This window comes from Rathayibacter sp. AY1H3, assembly GCF_002932015.1.
The window spans coordinates 27,283-43,559 of sequence record NZ_PSUU01000014.1 but is presented as its reverse complement, the minus strand read 5'-3'; the positions used below and the strand labels follow the sequence as shown (position 1 = coordinate 43,559).

The window sequence follows — 16,277 nt, the reverse complement described above, 5'->3', positions numbered from 1 at the left end:
GACGGGGGGTGAGGAGACGTCCTCATCCGTCCGTCTACACGACGAACGCCGATTACGATCACGTGAGGCGCTACGCCGACGAACCAGCAGGGGTGCAGTTGAACGACGCGGTCATCGAGAGCAAGCTCAACGTCGCTCCCGGGTCAGTGGTGGTGGTCCGTGACGAGGAGTGGCTCGTCACCAAGGTCGAACAGGCGACGGACGGCGCGCTCGTCAGGGTGCAGGGGCTGTCCGAGCTCGTCCGCGACACGAACGCCAGCTTCTACGAGGGCCTCGACAAGATCGAGGTACTCGATCCCGCTCGCGCGATCGTCACCGCCGACCCCTCCTCCGGCTACCGGAAGGCGAAGCTGTGGGTCGAGGCGACCCTCCGCAAGACGCCGACACCGCTCACCAGCGATGACACGACGATCAGCACGAGCATGCTCGCCGACGCGCTGCCCTACCAGCAGACGGCCGTGAGGCAGGCGCTCGACCCGGCGAACCTGCGCCCGCGGATCCTTCTGGCCGATGCTGTCGGGCTGGGCAAGACGCTCGAGATCGGCATGATCCTCTCGGAGCTCGTCGCGCGCGGGCGTGGCGACCGCATCCTGATCGTCAGCCCGCGGCACGTTCTCGAGCAGATCCAGCACGAGATGTGGACCCGGTTCGCTCTGCCGTTCGTGCGGTTGGACTCGGTCGGGATCCAGCGGCTCCGGCAGAAGCTGCCGGCGACCCGGAACCCCTTCACCTATTACAAGCGCGCCATCATCTCCATCGACACGCTCAAGAGCGACAAGTACATCCAGCACCTCCGCAAGCAGCGCTGGGACGCGATCGTCATCGACGAGTCGCACAACCTGACGAACTCCGGAACGCAGAACAACCGGCTGGCCCACGTGCTTGCGCCCACGACGGATGCGCTCATCCTCGCCTCGGCCACCCCGCACAACGGCAAGCCTGAGTCGTTCGCCGAACTGGTTCGCCTGCTCGAGCCGAGCGCGGTCACTCCTAGTGGCGAGCTCATCGAGAGCGAGGTCTCCCGCCTCATCATTCGTCGGCACCGCAACAGCCCCGAGGTGGCACAGGCGGTCGGCAGCGACTGGGCGCAACGCAAGGAGCCGCAGCACCTCCTGATCACGGCCTCGCCCGAGGAGGACGCGGTCGCGACCGAGCTCGCCGACACGTGGATGCACCCCGAAGGGTCGAGCCCCTACTCGGGCAACAACTCGGCCCTGTTCCCGTGGACCCTCGCGAAGTCGTTCCTCTCCTCGCCGGCCGCGCTTCGGGAGAGCATCCGTGAGCGCACCCGCCGCCTCGGCGAGGCGTCGACGATCGAGCAACAGCGCGAGAAGCGAGCGCTCGAGCACCTCGGTCGGTTGACGCAGGAGATCGATCCCGACCGATCGGGCAAGTACCTGGCCCTCGTCGACTACCTCAAGAAGATCGGAGTCGGCAGGAACTCGCCCGAGCGCGCCGTCGTCTTCGCCGAGCGCGTCGCGACGCTCAAGTGGTTGAAGGAGGCGCTTCCCGCGGCCCTGAAGCTGAAGCCAGAGAACGTGCAGATCCTGCACGGCGGCCTGACCGATGTCGAACAGCAGGAGATCGTCGAGAGCTTCAAGCTCGAGGGGTCGCCGATTCGCGTGCTCATTACGGGCGACATCGCCTCAGAGGGCGTGAACCTGCACACCCAGTGCCACGAGCTGATCCACTTCGACATCCCGTGGAGCCTCATCCGCATCGAGCAGCGCAACGGCCGCATCGACCGATACGGGCAGAAGCACGCCCCGCAGATCACGACGCTGCTGCTCAACCCCGCGCACGAGCAGTTCCGCGGCGACGTGCGCGTCCTCACCCGCCTCCTCGAGCGGGAGAAGGCGGCGCACACCGCCCTCGGTGACACCGCGTCGCTGATGGGAAAGTACGACGTCGACGCCGAGGAGAAGGAGATCGTTCGCGTGCTCGCGGGCGAGCGCGACCTCGACACAGCCGTCCGCTCGGTCGAGGAGGTCCAGAAGGACGATTCACTCGCCGGCTTCTTCGCGCGGTTGCATGCGCCGCTCCGGACGGCCGCGGCCGTCACCGACTCCGCTGCGGAGACGCGGCTCTTCGCAAGCGATGCGCACTACCTCTCCGAGGCCCTCGAGGAGGCGTACCTCACGCCGGGCGCTGATCCGCACGCCGGTGGCGTCTCTTGGCGCCACCACGAGAACCAGAGCATCGTGGAGTTCGCGCCGCCCGCCGACCTGCAGCAGCGCCTCGACGTCCTCCCGCAGAGCTACCTCGGGCAGCGACGCGTAAAGGAGAGTCTCAAGCTCGCGACCTCGACGCAGCGCGGAAAGACCGTGCTCGCAGCGGCGCTCAGCGACCGACTCGGCTCGCAGTGGCCCGAAGCGCACTACCTCGGCCCCTTGCACCCCGTCCTCGACTGGGCGAGCGACCGGGCGCTCGCCTCTCTCGGCCGCAACCAGGTCTTCGCGATCCGCGGACCGGTGGACGAGCCGACCGTTGCACTGATCGGCACGCTTACGAACAAGCGCGGGCAGATCGTCGCGTCGACGATGATGACCGCGGCGTTCGTCGGATACCCCGAGTCGCTGTTCCCGGCCGTACAGACCTTCCCGACTGCGGGAGCGCTGTTCGATGCCCTCGGCATCGCCGGCTCGTCGATCAACCCAGGAGCCGTCTCGGGCGTCGATGACCTCCAGCGACTGATCTCACCGGCTGTGAAGCAGGCGACCGGAGCGCTCGAGAACGTCGTCGCCGCCGCCAGGCAGTCCACCGTCGACCGGGTCGCGGCCTGGTCGGACCGGGTGAGCGCCTGGGAGCAGGAGGCCAACGCTCTCATCCAGCGCGAGGGCCTCAAGCAGCGCCGCATCACCGTCGAGGCCGAACGCTCCCTCGCGGAGTCGATGGCACCCAACCGCTCGCTCGTCCGGCCGCTGCTCGTGGTGGTTCCCGACGACTGGGCCGAGACCTCCGAAGGGGAGGACGCATAGTGGCTTCGAGCGACGCGATCGTCATCGGCGAGGGCTGGATCAGCGAGCACTACTTCGGGACCGACGCGAAGTCGCAGTCGTTCACGGCCCGGGTGCTCGATCGGCGGAAGCAGTGGGACGAGGCGAAGACGGCGGGCACGCCCACCGTGCGGTCGCGGTTCACGGAGGCGCGGGCCGCGCTCGAGGCGGAACTCGCCGCGCTCTCCTCCGAGGCCGTCGATCCCGAGCGGGTGTCGGAGCTGTACGAGCGCCTCGTGCGGCTCCTCGGATACCGGACCGGAGGCGCGACCCTCACGCGCACCGGTCCGCTGCTGCAGGTGACCACGCCCGGGATCGCGTCGGCCGCGCGCCTTGTCCTGGTCGAGGCCAAGCCTGTCGAGAACGTCGAGGAGCTGCTCGAAAAGGGTCCGGCCGGTCAGGACGTAAAGACACTGCTCGTGCCGTACGAGCTCGAGGACGGCACCTCCCTCACCTCCGTCTCGCGCACCCTGACCACGCTGATGGTCGAGGAGGGCGGACCGGCCTTCGCCCTCGTGCTCGCCGGTCGCTGGCTGCTGGTGGCCGAGCGCGACCGTTGGCCCGAGGGCCGCTACCTCGCCGTCAACCTGCAGCTCGTCGCCGAGCGCAACGACGACAAGCGCGCGGGCGAGATCGATCGCGCCCTCACCATCGTCGATGCGCAATCGCTGCTGCCGGATGCCGATACCGGCGAGATCTGGTGGTCCGCGTCGCTCGAGGAGTCGGTGCGGCACACCGTCGGCGTCTCGCAGGACCTCCGCGACGGAGTCCGCCTCTCGATCGAGCTCATCGCGAACGAGGTCGTGCGCCGCCGTGCTGACGCCGGGCTCGACCCGCTGCCGAAGGAGGAGGCCCAGCCTCTCGCGGTGCAGTCGCTGCGGTTCCTCTACCGGATCCTCTTCCTCCTCTACGCCGAGGCCTCGCCCGAGCTGGGCGTGCTGCCTGTCGGAGCGAGCGAGTACGAGCAGGGCTACAGTCTCGACCGGCTCCGCGACCTCACGCTGGTCGAGCTCGCGAGCCCTCAGGCTCGATCGGGACGGCACCTCTACGAGTCGCTCGGCAAGCTCTTCGAGATGGTCGACCAGGGCCACACACCGCCCGATCACAAGTCGGGTGAGTCGGACGCGTACGGCGTCCTCGACGACGGGCTGACCTTCCACTCGCTCCGCGCCGACCTCTTCAAGCGGGAGGCGACCGCCCACATCGACGACGTCGGCCTCGGCAACGAGGCACTGCAGAACGTGCTGCGCCACCTGCTTCTGAGCAAGGAGTCGCGCGGTCGCGATCGCGGCTTCATCTCGTACGCCGAGCTCGGCATCAATCAGCTCGGCGCCGTGTACGAGGGGCTGATGTCGTACACCGGCTTCTTCGCCGAGGAGGACCTCTTCGAGGTCGCGAAGAACGGGGACGGGAGCAAAGGTTCGTGGGTCGTCCCGACGACGCGGGCCGACGGCATCAGTCCGAGCGACTTCGTGACGGTCGAGGACCCGGCGACGCTCGAGAAGCTTCCGGTCGTGCACGAGCGCGGCTCCTTCGTCTACCGACTCGCCGGCCGCGAGCGCCAGCAGTCAGCGTCGTACTACACGCCCGAGGTTCTGACGAAGTTCGTGGTGTCGCAGGCGCTCGAGGAGCTACTCGACCAGGACGGCACCACCACGCCGGCGGCCGACATCCTCGAGCTGACCGTCTGCGAGCCGGCGCTGGGCTCGGGCGCGTTCGCCATCGAGGCGGTCCGGCAGCTGGCAGAGCAGTACCTGACGCGGCGGCAGAAGGAGCTCGACACCCGGATCGACCCCGACGACTACCAGCGCACGCTGCAGCAGGTGAAGGCGTACATCGCTCTGCACCAGGTCTACGGAGTAGACCTCAACTCGACCGCCGTCGAGCTTGCCGAGATCTCGCTGTGGCTCGACACCATGGTCGAGGGGCTCTCGGCCCCGTGGTTCGGGCTGCACCTCAAACGCGGTAACTCGCTGATCGGCGCGCGGCGAGCCGTTTTCACCCGCGCGCAGGTCGAGCAGAAGGCGCACCTCTCGGCGACGCCGACCGACGTCCCGGTCTCGGAGCTCGTCGAGAATCTCGCCGCCGAGCGGGTCGCGGGCGCGACCGCCGGCAGGATCCACCACTTCCTGCTGCCCCACGAGGGCTGGGGTTCGGCCGCCGAGGCGAAGGAGGCGAAGGAGCTCGCCCCCGAGGCGCTCGCGAAGCTCAAGGAGTGGCGCAAGAGCATCCGGGCGAAGCCGACCAAGAAGCAGCTCGACGACCTCGTCAATCTCGGTTACCGGGTCGAGGTGCTCTGGCAGCTTGCGCTGCGCCGCATGCAGATCGCCGAGCAGCAGATCCGCCGTGACATCTCGGTCTGGGGCGCGGAGGGGCTGCCCGTCGGCGGCGAGGTGTCGCGCGAGCAGATCGAGGCGTCGCTCGCCGACGAGAACGGTGCCTACCAGCGGCTCCGTCTCGTCATGGACGCCTGGACGGCGATGTGGTTCTGGCCGCTCACCGACCACGGCGTTGAGGGTGCGACACCGCCGACGCTCGATCAGTGGATCGACGCCTGCCAAAAGATCCTTGGAATGCACTCGGAGCTGAAGGCGTCGGCGCGTGCGCAGGGGCAGGTCGGGCTGGCCCGGGCGGCGGACTGGGGTGAGCTCGGGACCATCGAAGAGAACGAGCTCGGGTTCGCGAGTACCTGGTCGATCGCTGATGTCGAGAGCGAGCACCGTTGGGTGGTCGTTGCAAGAGTGGTCTCTGGAAGACAGGGATTCTTCCACTGGGGCCTCGACTTCAGCGCGACCTTCGCTCGCGGCGGTTTCGATCTGCAGGTCGGGAACCCCCCGTGGGTCAGGCCGCGATCGGATGTCGATGCGCTGCTCGCGGAGGGTGACCCCTGGTGGCAACTCGCCAACAAGCCGAGCCAGGCGGCTATTCTCGGCCGACGTGAGGAAACAATTCGCATTCCTGGTATTAAGGATCTTCTGCTCGACGGAATCACCGAGGTGGCGGACATTTCGGCCTTCGTGGGCGCGCCGTCGAACTATCCTTTCCTGGCTGGTCTTCAGCCAGATCTGTACCGATGTTTCATGGACCAGGCTTGGAGACACGGTTCGGCTCGAGGTATTTCCGCTTTAGTTCATCCCGAAACGCACTTCACGGATGAAAAGGCTGGTGTGCTGCGCGGTGAAACGTACACTCGCCTCCGTCGGCACTGGCAATTCATCAACGAACTACAGCTCTATCCCGAAATTCACCATCTCGTCTCTTACGGCGTGCATGTCTACGCCACTTTTCCCTCCGCAATCGACTTCAAGATGGCGACTTCGCTCTATCATCCCGAGACGGTTGAGCGCTCCTTTGCGCATCGAGGTGCTGGTGACGAACCGGGACTAAAGGACCTCGAAGGGAAGTGGGACGTACGCCCGCATCGGAATCGAATCACCCGGGTGGATGAGGGGGTCCTTCAGACATGGCACGCCGTGCTTGAGGATGAGTCGGTGCCGGTGAGGCAGTCGCGGATGGTCTACGCGGTGAACCGCGCGACCGCCGCTGTCCTTGACAAGCTGTCGGCCGCGCCGCGCATCAGTGAACTCGGGCTCGAGTTCTCCGCAGGCTGGCACGAGAAGAACGATCGGACAAAGGGTTTTTTCGAGAGCCGATGGGGTGCTCCGGACTCCTGGGACGACGTCATCCTGCAGGGGCCGCACCTCTTCGTCTCGACTCCGATGTACAAGTCGCCCAACCCGACCATGCTCCACAATCAAGACTGGTCGGCAACCGACTTCGAGACGCTCAAAAAAGATGAAGTACCAGTCACCTCCTATAAGCCAGCGGGCGACCGGCTGGCATACGATGCTAGTTACACTCGGTGGGGTAAGCTCGGCGACCATGCGAGGGCGCACTACCGTTTTGCGTGGCGAAATATGGCTGCGAACACCGGCGAGCGCACATTGATAGGCGCCGTGATTCCGCCTGGCGTGGCGCACATCAACGGCGTCACATCTATGGGATTCTCGGGCGCCGACGATACCGGAGTGGCATTGATTGCCGGCTTCGCCTCATCCCTTCTAACTGATTTTGCCCTGCGGGTCGCTCCCAAATCGACCATCACGGCGCGCACGGCTTCTCGATTGCCGATCAATGCGGCGAGCGTCTTGAGCGACGATATTGCTTTGCGTGCGCTACGGCTCAACGCGGTCACCTCGCGATATGCGGAACTGTGGAAATCCTCCTGGAAGGAGAGTTTCAGGCAGCTGTCATGGGCGACCGGTAGCGAAGCATCTGTGGCGCTCGGAAATGTATCGGGCGTCTGGGATGTCACGACTCCGCTCCGTGTCGCGATTGACCGGCGGGTGGCTCAGGTTGAGATAGATGCTTTGGTCGCCCTCGCATTCGGCGTGTCGGCTGGAGAGCTATGCACCATTTATCGCACCCAGTTTCCGGTTCTCCATGGCTACGACAAGCGCGAGTACCTCTACGACGCGAACGGGCGCCTCGTCCCGATGTCTGTCCAGCAGGTCTGGCGCAAGAAGGGCGACGCGATCTCCGAGACCGAGCGCACCGCCACCAACGCGTCGGGCAACACCTACACGTATGAGCTCCCGTTCGTAAATCTCGACCGGGAGGCCGACATGCGGCAGGCGTACGCACACTTCGAGAAGCTGCTGAAGGGGCGCTCGTGAGCGAGCTGCTCCCGACCGTTCAGGCGGAGGACATCCGCGAGGGTCTGGTCGACTACCTGACCACGACGTTCGCGCTCAGTGATCCGGACGCGGCGGGGCGACTCGATGAGTTCCTCAACGACCCGTCGAGCGGGCTGTTCCGCGGTCCCTACCTCCGCCTCCGCCTCCCGTTCCGCGAGGCGGAGGCGGGCTGGCAGCGCTCGATCGGCGAGTGGGCCCACGACTTCACTCCGTACGGGCACCAGGCACGCGCATACGAGCGGCTCACCTCGATCGATCTCGGCCCGGACAAGCCCCGTCCGCGGCCGACCCTCGTCACGACCGGCACGGGATCGGGGAAGACGGAGGCGTTCCTCTACCCGATCGTCGACCACGTGCTCCGCGCGAAGCGCGCGGGTCAGACGGGGACGAAGGCGCTCATCCTCTACCCCATGAACGCGCTGGCGAACGATCAGGCGCAGCGTCTGACGCGGCTCCTCACCGAGAACGCCGCTCTGTCAGGCATCACAGCCGCGCTCTACACGGGCGAGCAGGGCCCGGAGCGTTCGTCCGTCTCGCCGGCCGGTCTGATCACCGATCGCCACACGATCAGGCAGTCCGCGCCCGACATCCTGCTCACGAACTACAAGATGCTCGATCAGCTGCTGCTCCGCTCCGAAGATGCTGGCATCTGGGAGCAGAGTGCCGAGAGCCTGCAGTACCTCGTGCTCGACGAGTTCCACACCTACGACGGCGCCCAGGGCACCGATGTCGCGATGCTGCTGCGCCGCCTCGGGCTGCGCCTCAAGAGCTACTGGAACGACTCCTCCGCGGTGACCGACGACGACCGGCAGCGACCGCTCGGTCGCATCACCCCGATCGCGACTTCGGCGACGCTCGGCGACAAGGGCGACCCGGCCGCGATGATCGCCTTTGCTCACACGGTCTTCGGTGAACGGTTCGACGCCGCGGCGGTGGTCACGGAGTCGAGGCTCTCGATCGAGGAATGGACCGCCGGAGCCCGCGAGAGGCTCGGAGGCGACCCCACCGGTCTCCGTCAGGATGTCGATGACGAGGTCGTCGCCGCGGTGAAGGAGGCTGTGGCGGAGCTGCCCGATGAGGCCGATTCGCGGGAACGCGCCCTCACCGTCCTCGGCCGCCTGTGGCAGCTCGACGGCGATCGCCTGGCCGCGGCCGATTCCGCGCTCCTGCTGGACCTGGCGCGGGCGCATCCGTTCGTGCAGCGGCTGCTTGCGGCGACAGCAGAAGCGACGGGTCTCCGCGAACTCGCCCTCGCCCTGTTCGAAAGCGCGGCGCCGAGCGAGGCCGAGATCAGTGACCGCTCCGCGTTCGTCGGCCATGTCGCCTCCGCGCTGAGTCACGTGCGTGCCACCGCCGGACGCTCGGCCCTCAGCGTCGACCTGCATCTCTGGGTCCGCGAACTGACGCGCATCGACCGCATTGCGACCGGTGCCCCCTCCTACCTGTGGGGTGACGACGGCGAGCTGGAGCTCTCGGAGACGACGGACGCCTTCGACCCCAGCGGAGCCGACGCGTTCCCCGCGCTCTACTGCCGACACTGCGGTCGTTCCGGCTGGGGCGTCTCGCTCGCGCCCGTCGGTACCGATCTCGACAGCAACGACGACGCGATCCGGAAGAAGAAGGCGGCGAAGGAGGGGCGCTTCCGTGCCCTGATGTACGCGCCGCTCGAGGCCGACACGGCCTGGGGGAACGAGGGCTTCGAGACCGCCCTCCGCGACGGGCTTCGGTTCTTCGCCGTCCGACAGCGGCGAATCCTCGACAGCGTGCCGAGCGACGACGACGAGGAGCTGCTGGCCGGGTCGATGCTCCCGGTCCTCACCCTCGTCGGAGACGACGCCGACACCGACTCGATGGACGACCTGTGCCCGGCCTGCCTCCAGGCCGACGGCATCCGCTTCCTGGGCAGTGCGATCGCGACGCTCCTCTCGGTGACACTGTCGACGATGTTCGGCGCCGAGGGCCTGAACCCCGCCGAGAAGAAGGCGCTCGTCTTCACCGACAGCGTGCAGGACGCGGCACACCGCGCCGGTTTCATCCAGAGCCGCTCGCACACCCTCACGCTGCGCTCGGTGCTGAGGGATGCGGTCGGCGACGACCCGATCACTCTCGCCGACCTGGCCGACGAGGTGATCGCTCGCGCAGGTGACGACTCCTTCAAGCGCTACCGGATCCTGCCTCCCGAGCTCGCCGATCGCGACGAGTTCCCCCGCTTCTGGGACTCGGCCACGCTGCGCTCCGTGCCGGCGCCCGTCCGCAACAGAGTGAAGCGCCGCCTACAGTTCGACGCGGCGCTCGAGTTCGGGCTGCAGTCGCGCCTCGGCCGCACTCTCGAGCTCACGGGGAGCGTCGTCGCGGAGGTCTACGCCGGGACCGCGGAGCGGCTGTCGACCCTGGCACGGCCGCTGATCGAGGGTTTCGAGCGGAGCGTGACGCTCGACGGCGAAGCCGCGCCGGAGGTACCGGACGCGGTTCTCACGATGTGGGTCCGCGGCGTTCTCGAGCGGATGCGCGAGCGCGGAGCCATCGCGCACGACTGGCTCACTCCCTACATCAACGACGACGGCAACCGCTGGCTGATCTGGGGCGGCCGCAACCGTGGGCAGGGCGCACCCGCTTTCCCGCCCGGTCGCCCTGCTCCGGCGTTCCCCCGCGTCGGCGGGTCGAAGGCCCGCACGGCCCGCTCCGACAACCTCGACAGCGTCGGATCGGCCCAGAGCTGGTACGCGGTGTGGACGAAGAAAGTGCTCGGCGTCTCGGCCCACGACGGCGGGACGCTCGCCGTGCGGCTGCTCGAGCAGCTTTCGACTAGTGGCACGATCACCGTGACGATCAGTGCGTCCGCCGCCCGGATCTACGCGCTGCAGCCGAGTGCGATCATCCTCGCGCCGACCAGAGACGATGATCTTGAGGCCCGCCGTCATACCCTCGAGTGCGACGTCTGCCGCACCGTCGTGCCGGGGTCCGTCGCCGTCATCGATCAGCTCGAGGGCGCACCCTGCACCGTGGTCCGGTGCGCCGGCCGCCTCCGCCGTCAGCCGAGGGGCGAGAACTACTACCGGAAGCTCTACCGCTCGACGGACATGCGCCGGATCGTGTCGCGGGAGCACACGAGCCTGCTCACGGCCGAGGACCGCCTCGCCTACGAAGACGGCTTCAAGCGGGGCGACCAGGAGCCCCAGTCGCCGAACGTGCTCGTCGCGACGCCGACGCTCGAGATGGGCATCGACATCGGTGACCTCTCGACCGTGATGCTCGCCTCGCTGCCGCGGAGCGTAGCCTCCTACCTGCAGCGGGTCGGACGCGCGGGCCGGCTCACGGGCAACGCCCTCAACCTCGCCTTCGTCACCGGTCGTGGTGAGAACCTGCCCCGCCTCGGCGACCCGCTGTCGATCATCAATGGAGCAGTCCGCCCGCCTGCCACCTACCTCAGCGCCGACGAGATCCTCCGCAGGCAGTACCTCGCACACCTCGTCGACGGTTTCGCCCGCACGGCGAAGCGCTCGCACCCTCGGACGGCGCAGGGCGCGATCGGACAGGCCGGGCCCGACACGTTCCTCGGGGACCTCATCGTCGAGGCGGAGACGAACAGCGAGGAGCACCTCGCCCGCTTCCTGGGTACCTTCGACACGCTGTCCTCGGCAGCTGTCGAAAGCCTCCGCGAATGGGCGACGCGGGTGGACGGACCCGGGTCGAGCGCACTCGCCCGACACCTCTACGAGGCCTCCGCCCGGTGGGCGCGCATGGTCGAGACCCTCTCGCACCGGCGCGCGCAGATCGAGCAGAGCATCCCCGAGCTGCAGCAGCGGGCCGAGTCGCCCGCCGCGATCGATGACGACAAGCGCGCCTACCGCTCGGCCACCGCGGCGCTCCGCATGACGAAGGGACAGCTCTCGACCCTCAGGGGAGAGCACTGGATCGCGGTGCTCGAGGAGTACGGGATCCTGCCGAACTACACCCTGCTCGACGACTCCGTCACGCTCGACGTCGCCCTGAGCTGGATCGACCCCGACACCGAGCAGTACCAGACCGACGCGGTGTCGTACCAGCGCGGGTCGGCGAACGCCCTGCGCGAGCTGGCGCCTGGAGCGACCTTCTATGCGCACGGACTTGAGGTGCTCGTCGATGCCGTCGACCTCGGTACCGACGGCGCGGCGATCAGCACGTGGGCCTTCTGCGCGGCGTGCGGATTCGCGAAGGCCGTCGGAACAGCGCCGACCACCGGCTCGTGCCCGCGGTGCGGGAGTGGCGCGATCGCCGACACCCGCCAGCGCTTCGAGGTCGTGGAGCTGGAGCGGGTCTCGGCCGAGATCCGCCGCGACGAGTCGCAGATCAGCGACAGCCGCGACGACCGCAAGCGCGTCGCCTTCACGACCTTCGTCGCGGCCGACATCGACCCGTCCGACGTCGTGAGGCAGTGGTTCGTCGAGGGATCGGGCTTCGGCGTGAAGTACCTCCGCACCGTCGACATCCGCTGGCTCAATGTGGGCAAGGCGGGCGTCTTCGCCCCGCCGGCCACGATTGCGGGTCGGGACGAGCAGGCTCCGATGTTCCGCGTCTGCGGCCGCTGCGGCAAGCTCGACCTCTCGTCGCGCTCGAACCGACCGGAGGAGCATCGCGCCTGGTGCCCCCTGCGCAAATCCCACGAGGAGGATCCGCGCACCATCGCGCTCTCGCGCACGCTCACCACGCAGGGCATCGTCCTGCGCCTCCCCGCCTCGATGACGATCGGCGACCGCTTCGCCGTGCCGAGCCTCTCGGCCGCGGTGCTGCTCGGGCTGCGGGAGCAGATCGGTGGGGCGCCCGACCACATCCAGGTCGAGGCGATCGTCGACCCCACGCTCAGCGACGGCGGTGACAACGACGAGGCCCTGCTGCTGCACGACGTCGTCCCCGGCGGTACCGGCTATCTCGCCGAACTGGCCGATCCGGACGTGGTCTGGGATCTGCTTCGTCGTGCCTACGAGGTCGTGCGTGACTGCCCGTGCAAGCAGGAGCACCGGCGACTCGCCTGTCACCTGTGCCTGCTGCCGTTCACCCCTCCGGGGAGGACGGAGAGCGTGGCGCGCGGTTCGGCCGAGCGTCTCCTCCACGAGCTGCTGACAGGGGGCGCGGAGGGCGAGCCCTCGGCAGAGCCCGGCTGGCTCCTCCGGGAGACACCTCCCGAGGTCGAGAACGCGGAGTCGCACCTGGAGCAGGAGTTCCGGGTCGCCTTCGCGAAGCGGCTCACCGCGCTCGGCGCCGTCGTGAAGGAGGTGCCGGGCCCGAAGGGCAACAAGCTCGTGATCACCGGAGTGGGCGGTTCCGGGCAGTGGACGCTCTCGCCGCAGGAGTCGGTCGCCAACAGCAAGCCCGACTTCACGTTGTCGTCACACCAGTCGAACATTCAGGTGCAGATCTTCACGGACGGTCGGGCCTTCCACGCCAGCAAGGCGCACAACCGTGTCGGCGACGACGCGTTCAAGAGGTCGGTGCTCCGCGACTCGGGCCACGTCGTGCTCGGCATCACCTGGGCCGATTTGCAGGACGGCGCACCAGCGGTGCCTCCGATGTGGTTCTCGGAGCCTCTGGCGCTCGACCTGATGGAGACGTTCGGCTACAACAGGGACTCCGTGACGACTCTGGCCGGTGGGCCGATCGACTTCCTCGTCTCGTGGATGGCGACGCCGGATCCGATCCGGTGGACCGCGGTGGCGAATGCGGTCCCAGCGATCCTCTCGGGTGCGGTGGACGCTGTGACGACGTTCTGGCTCGCTACGGAACGATCTCTCGCCGAGGTGGCGGCGCAGGTTTACTCGGACAACGAGCAGAGCAATACTGCCGGTGATCCGGCCTGGCTGTACCGCCGCGGGCCTCTCGTCGTCGTGAGTCGTGCCCGTCGGGGGGACATCAGCGCCACGGAGACCCTGGTCGTTCTCGATGACCGCGAGCAGGCCCTCGACGACACGCAGTTCGAAGCGGCCTGGCGGGAGTGGCTGAGCCTGTCGAATGCGCTGAACCTCCGCGACCGGACGACGACGATCACTGTCACGTCGGAGCTGCTGTCGGGTCCTGCGCTGCCGGTCCCGGTCGTCGAGCCGCTCGACCCGTCCCCTGTGCTCTCGGCCGAGTGGCAGCTCGTCATCGACGAGCTGAGGACCGAGCAGGAGTTGGCCTTCGCGCGGGCCCTGGCAGCCCTGGGCGTTGCCGCGCCCGCGCTCGGGCTGGAAGCGGGCGACGGCATCCCGATCGCGTTCGCCTGGACGGAGTCGTACGTCGCCGTCGACTTCGAGTGGGACGTCCGCGACCGGACCGACCTGGAGACCGAGGGGTGGACCGTCGTCGCGGCTCAGCCCGAGCTCGTCGCCGCCGCACTGACCGGACAGGGGAACTGATGCCGTACATCATGATGACGCCGAGCGTGAACAAGCTCGAACCGGCCGTCAAGAAGAAGGCGTTCGCCTTCCTCGAGAAGCTCGGCGAGAGCGATGCGACGCCGGGACTGCACATCGAGCCGCTGCACAACGTGGTTGACAGTCGCGTCCGCACCGGCCGGGTCGACATCGACTACCGCGCGGTGCTCTTCAAAGTGCAGGGCAGCGGAGACGACGCGCACTACGTGTTCATCGGCGTGTGGAAGCACGACGACGCCATCGCGGTCGCCAAGAAGACCCGACTGACGATCAATCCGGTGAACGGTGTCGCCGAGCTGATCCGCGAGTCGGAGCCGGAGCCGACTCCTGATCCGGTCACGCCGGTTCCCGATCCCATCGGCGTCGTCGAACCGGTCGCCACGGAACCGCTCCCGGTTCTTCAGGGCTACTCCCTCGATGATCTGGTGAACGTGCTCGGGATCGAGGAGAGCGTCGCGAAGCAGGCGCTCGCTGCGCCGGACTCCGCCGCACTCAACGTGGTCGCCGAGCGCGCTGCGGAGCGGGCTCTGTGGCAGGGACTCGCGATCCTCGAACTCCTGACAGGGTTCTCGGTCGCGCGGATCAAGCGCGACCTCGCGCTCGACGACTACGAGCCCGAGCTCGTCGAGAACGAGGACGACCGACTCCTTGAAGCGCTCACCCATCCTGCGGCGCAGATCTCGTTCACCATCGTCGACGACGAGGCGTTGCGTCGAGCCATCGACGACGGCGACTTCTCGGAGTGGCGAGTGTTCCTTCACCCCGAGCAGCGCCGGTACGTCGACCGCGACACCACGGGTCCCTTCCGGCTGTCGGGAGGAGCAGGAACCGGCAAGACGGTCGTCCTGCTGCACCGCGCCCAGCGCCTTGCGAAGCGGGATCCCACCGCGCGGATCGTCCTGACGACCTACACGACCAACTTGGCCGAGGCGCTCAAGACCGATCTTCGGAGACTCGCCCCCGAGATCCCGCTGGCGGCGGCGCCCGGTGAGCCGGGTGTCTTCGTCGCGGGCGTGGACTCCCTCGCGGGCGCTGTGCTGCGGGCCTCCGGATCGGATATCGCCGCCGACGTCGAGACAGTCCTCGGACAGCGCACTGCGGACGTCACGGTGCGCCCGGGCAGCGACGACATGAAGGACGCGATGGAGGACACCCCGACGCTCTCGCCCGACCTCCGCAGCGTGAACTTCCTCGAGACCGAGTACGCCCTCGTGATCCTTCCGAATCGAATCACCACGAGGGAGCAGTACCTGAAGGTGCGGCGACCGGGTCGGGGGGTCAAGCTCGATCGAGCTCGGCGGTCCGCGGTCTGGGATGTGATCGAGGCGTACCGCCGCCGCGGGCGCATGGCAGAGAAGGCCGACTTCGAGGAGGTCGTCGCGATCGCCGCGGCCTCGGCCGAGCGTCGACGTGCAGAGGGTCTGCCTTCTCTCGCCGACCACGTCCTCGTGGACGAGGGACAGGACCTCACACCGTCGCGCTGGAAGCTCCTGCGCGCTCTGCCCGGTGAGGGTCCCAACGACCTCTTCATCGCCGAGGACTCGCAGCAGCGGATCTACGGCCACAGAGTCGTTCTCGGTCACTACGGGATCAGGATCGTCGGCCGTTCGCAGCGTCTGACCCTCAACTACCGGACGACGGCGCAGAATCTGGCCTACGCCGTCGGCCTGCTCGAGGGCACGCCGTTCGTGGACCTCGAGGAGCTCGACGAGGACATCGCCGGGTACCGCTCGTCGCGTCGGGGGCCGGTTCCGCGAGCTCTTCCCGCCGCCTCTCCGGAGGAGGAGTGGAGCAACGCTGCCACGCTGATCCAGGAGTGGCTGAATGCGGACGGGGCACCCGCGCCGGAGACCATGGCGATCCTGGTCCGCGACAAGTGGGTCCGCGACACCGTCGCTCGTGTCCTCGCCGAGCGGAAGGTCACGGTGAGACCAGTGGACCGCGGAGCGATCAAGCCGGGACAGCCTCTCGTGATGACGATGAACCGGGCGAAGGGCATGGAGTTCACGAACGTCCTTCTTTTCGGGCTCAGTGATCGAGCGGAACCCAAAGCCTTCCGCGACCTTCCTGAGGCGGAGCGCGTAGACGCCCGATTGCGCGAACGCTCGCTGCTCTACGTCGCTGCAACGCGCGCTCGCGATCAACTCGCCTATTCGTGGAGCGGCACGCCCTCGCCGCTGCTGCGCATGCCCTGA

The 16,277-nt window shown here is 67.8% G+C and carries 4 protein-coding genes; all 4 read left to right on the top strand.

What is annotated here, in order from left to right; all coding sequences use genetic code 11:
• Nucleotides 1-92: 92 nt before the first annotated feature.
• Genes C5C33_RS07340 through C5C33_RS07325 form a run of 4 tightly spaced genes read left to right on the top strand, consistent with a single transcriptional unit; the run spans nt 93 to nt 16,277 of the window.
• The gene (locus C5C33_RS07340; RefSeq protein WP_258069194.1) at nt 93-2,978 is read left to right on the top strand and encodes a DEAD/DEAH box helicase; all 2,886 of its coding nucleotides are present in this window, start codon (nt 93-95) and stop codon (nt 2,976-2,978) included.
• The gene (locus tag C5C33_RS07335) at nt 2,978-7,672 is read left to right on the top strand and encodes a DNA methyltransferase (protein WP_104260817.1); all 4,695 of its coding nucleotides are present in this window, start codon (nt 2,978-2,980) and stop codon (nt 7,670-7,672) included. Before C5C33_RS07340 ends, C5C33_RS07335 begins: the two co-directional genes overlap by 1 nt.
• The gene (locus C5C33_RS07330; RefSeq protein ID WP_104260816.1) at nt 7,669-14,064 is read left to right on the top strand and encodes a DEAD/DEAH box helicase; all 6,396 of its coding nucleotides are present in this window, start codon (nt 7,669-7,671) and stop codon (nt 14,062-14,064) included. Before C5C33_RS07335 ends, C5C33_RS07330 begins: the two co-directional genes overlap by 4 nt.
• Entirely contained in the window at nt 14,064-16,277 is a 2,214-nt protein-coding gene (locus C5C33_RS07325; protein WP_104260815.1) for a UvrD-helicase domain-containing protein, read from the top strand. The genes C5C33_RS07330 and C5C33_RS07325 overlap by 1 nt, the downstream gene beginning before the upstream one ends.

Excerpts from the sequence above, each read along its gene's own strand:
- C5C33_RS07325 (WP_104260815.1), top strand. The coding sequence starts at position 14,064 with ATGCCGTACATCATGATGACGCCGAGCGTGAACAAGCTCGAACCGGCC.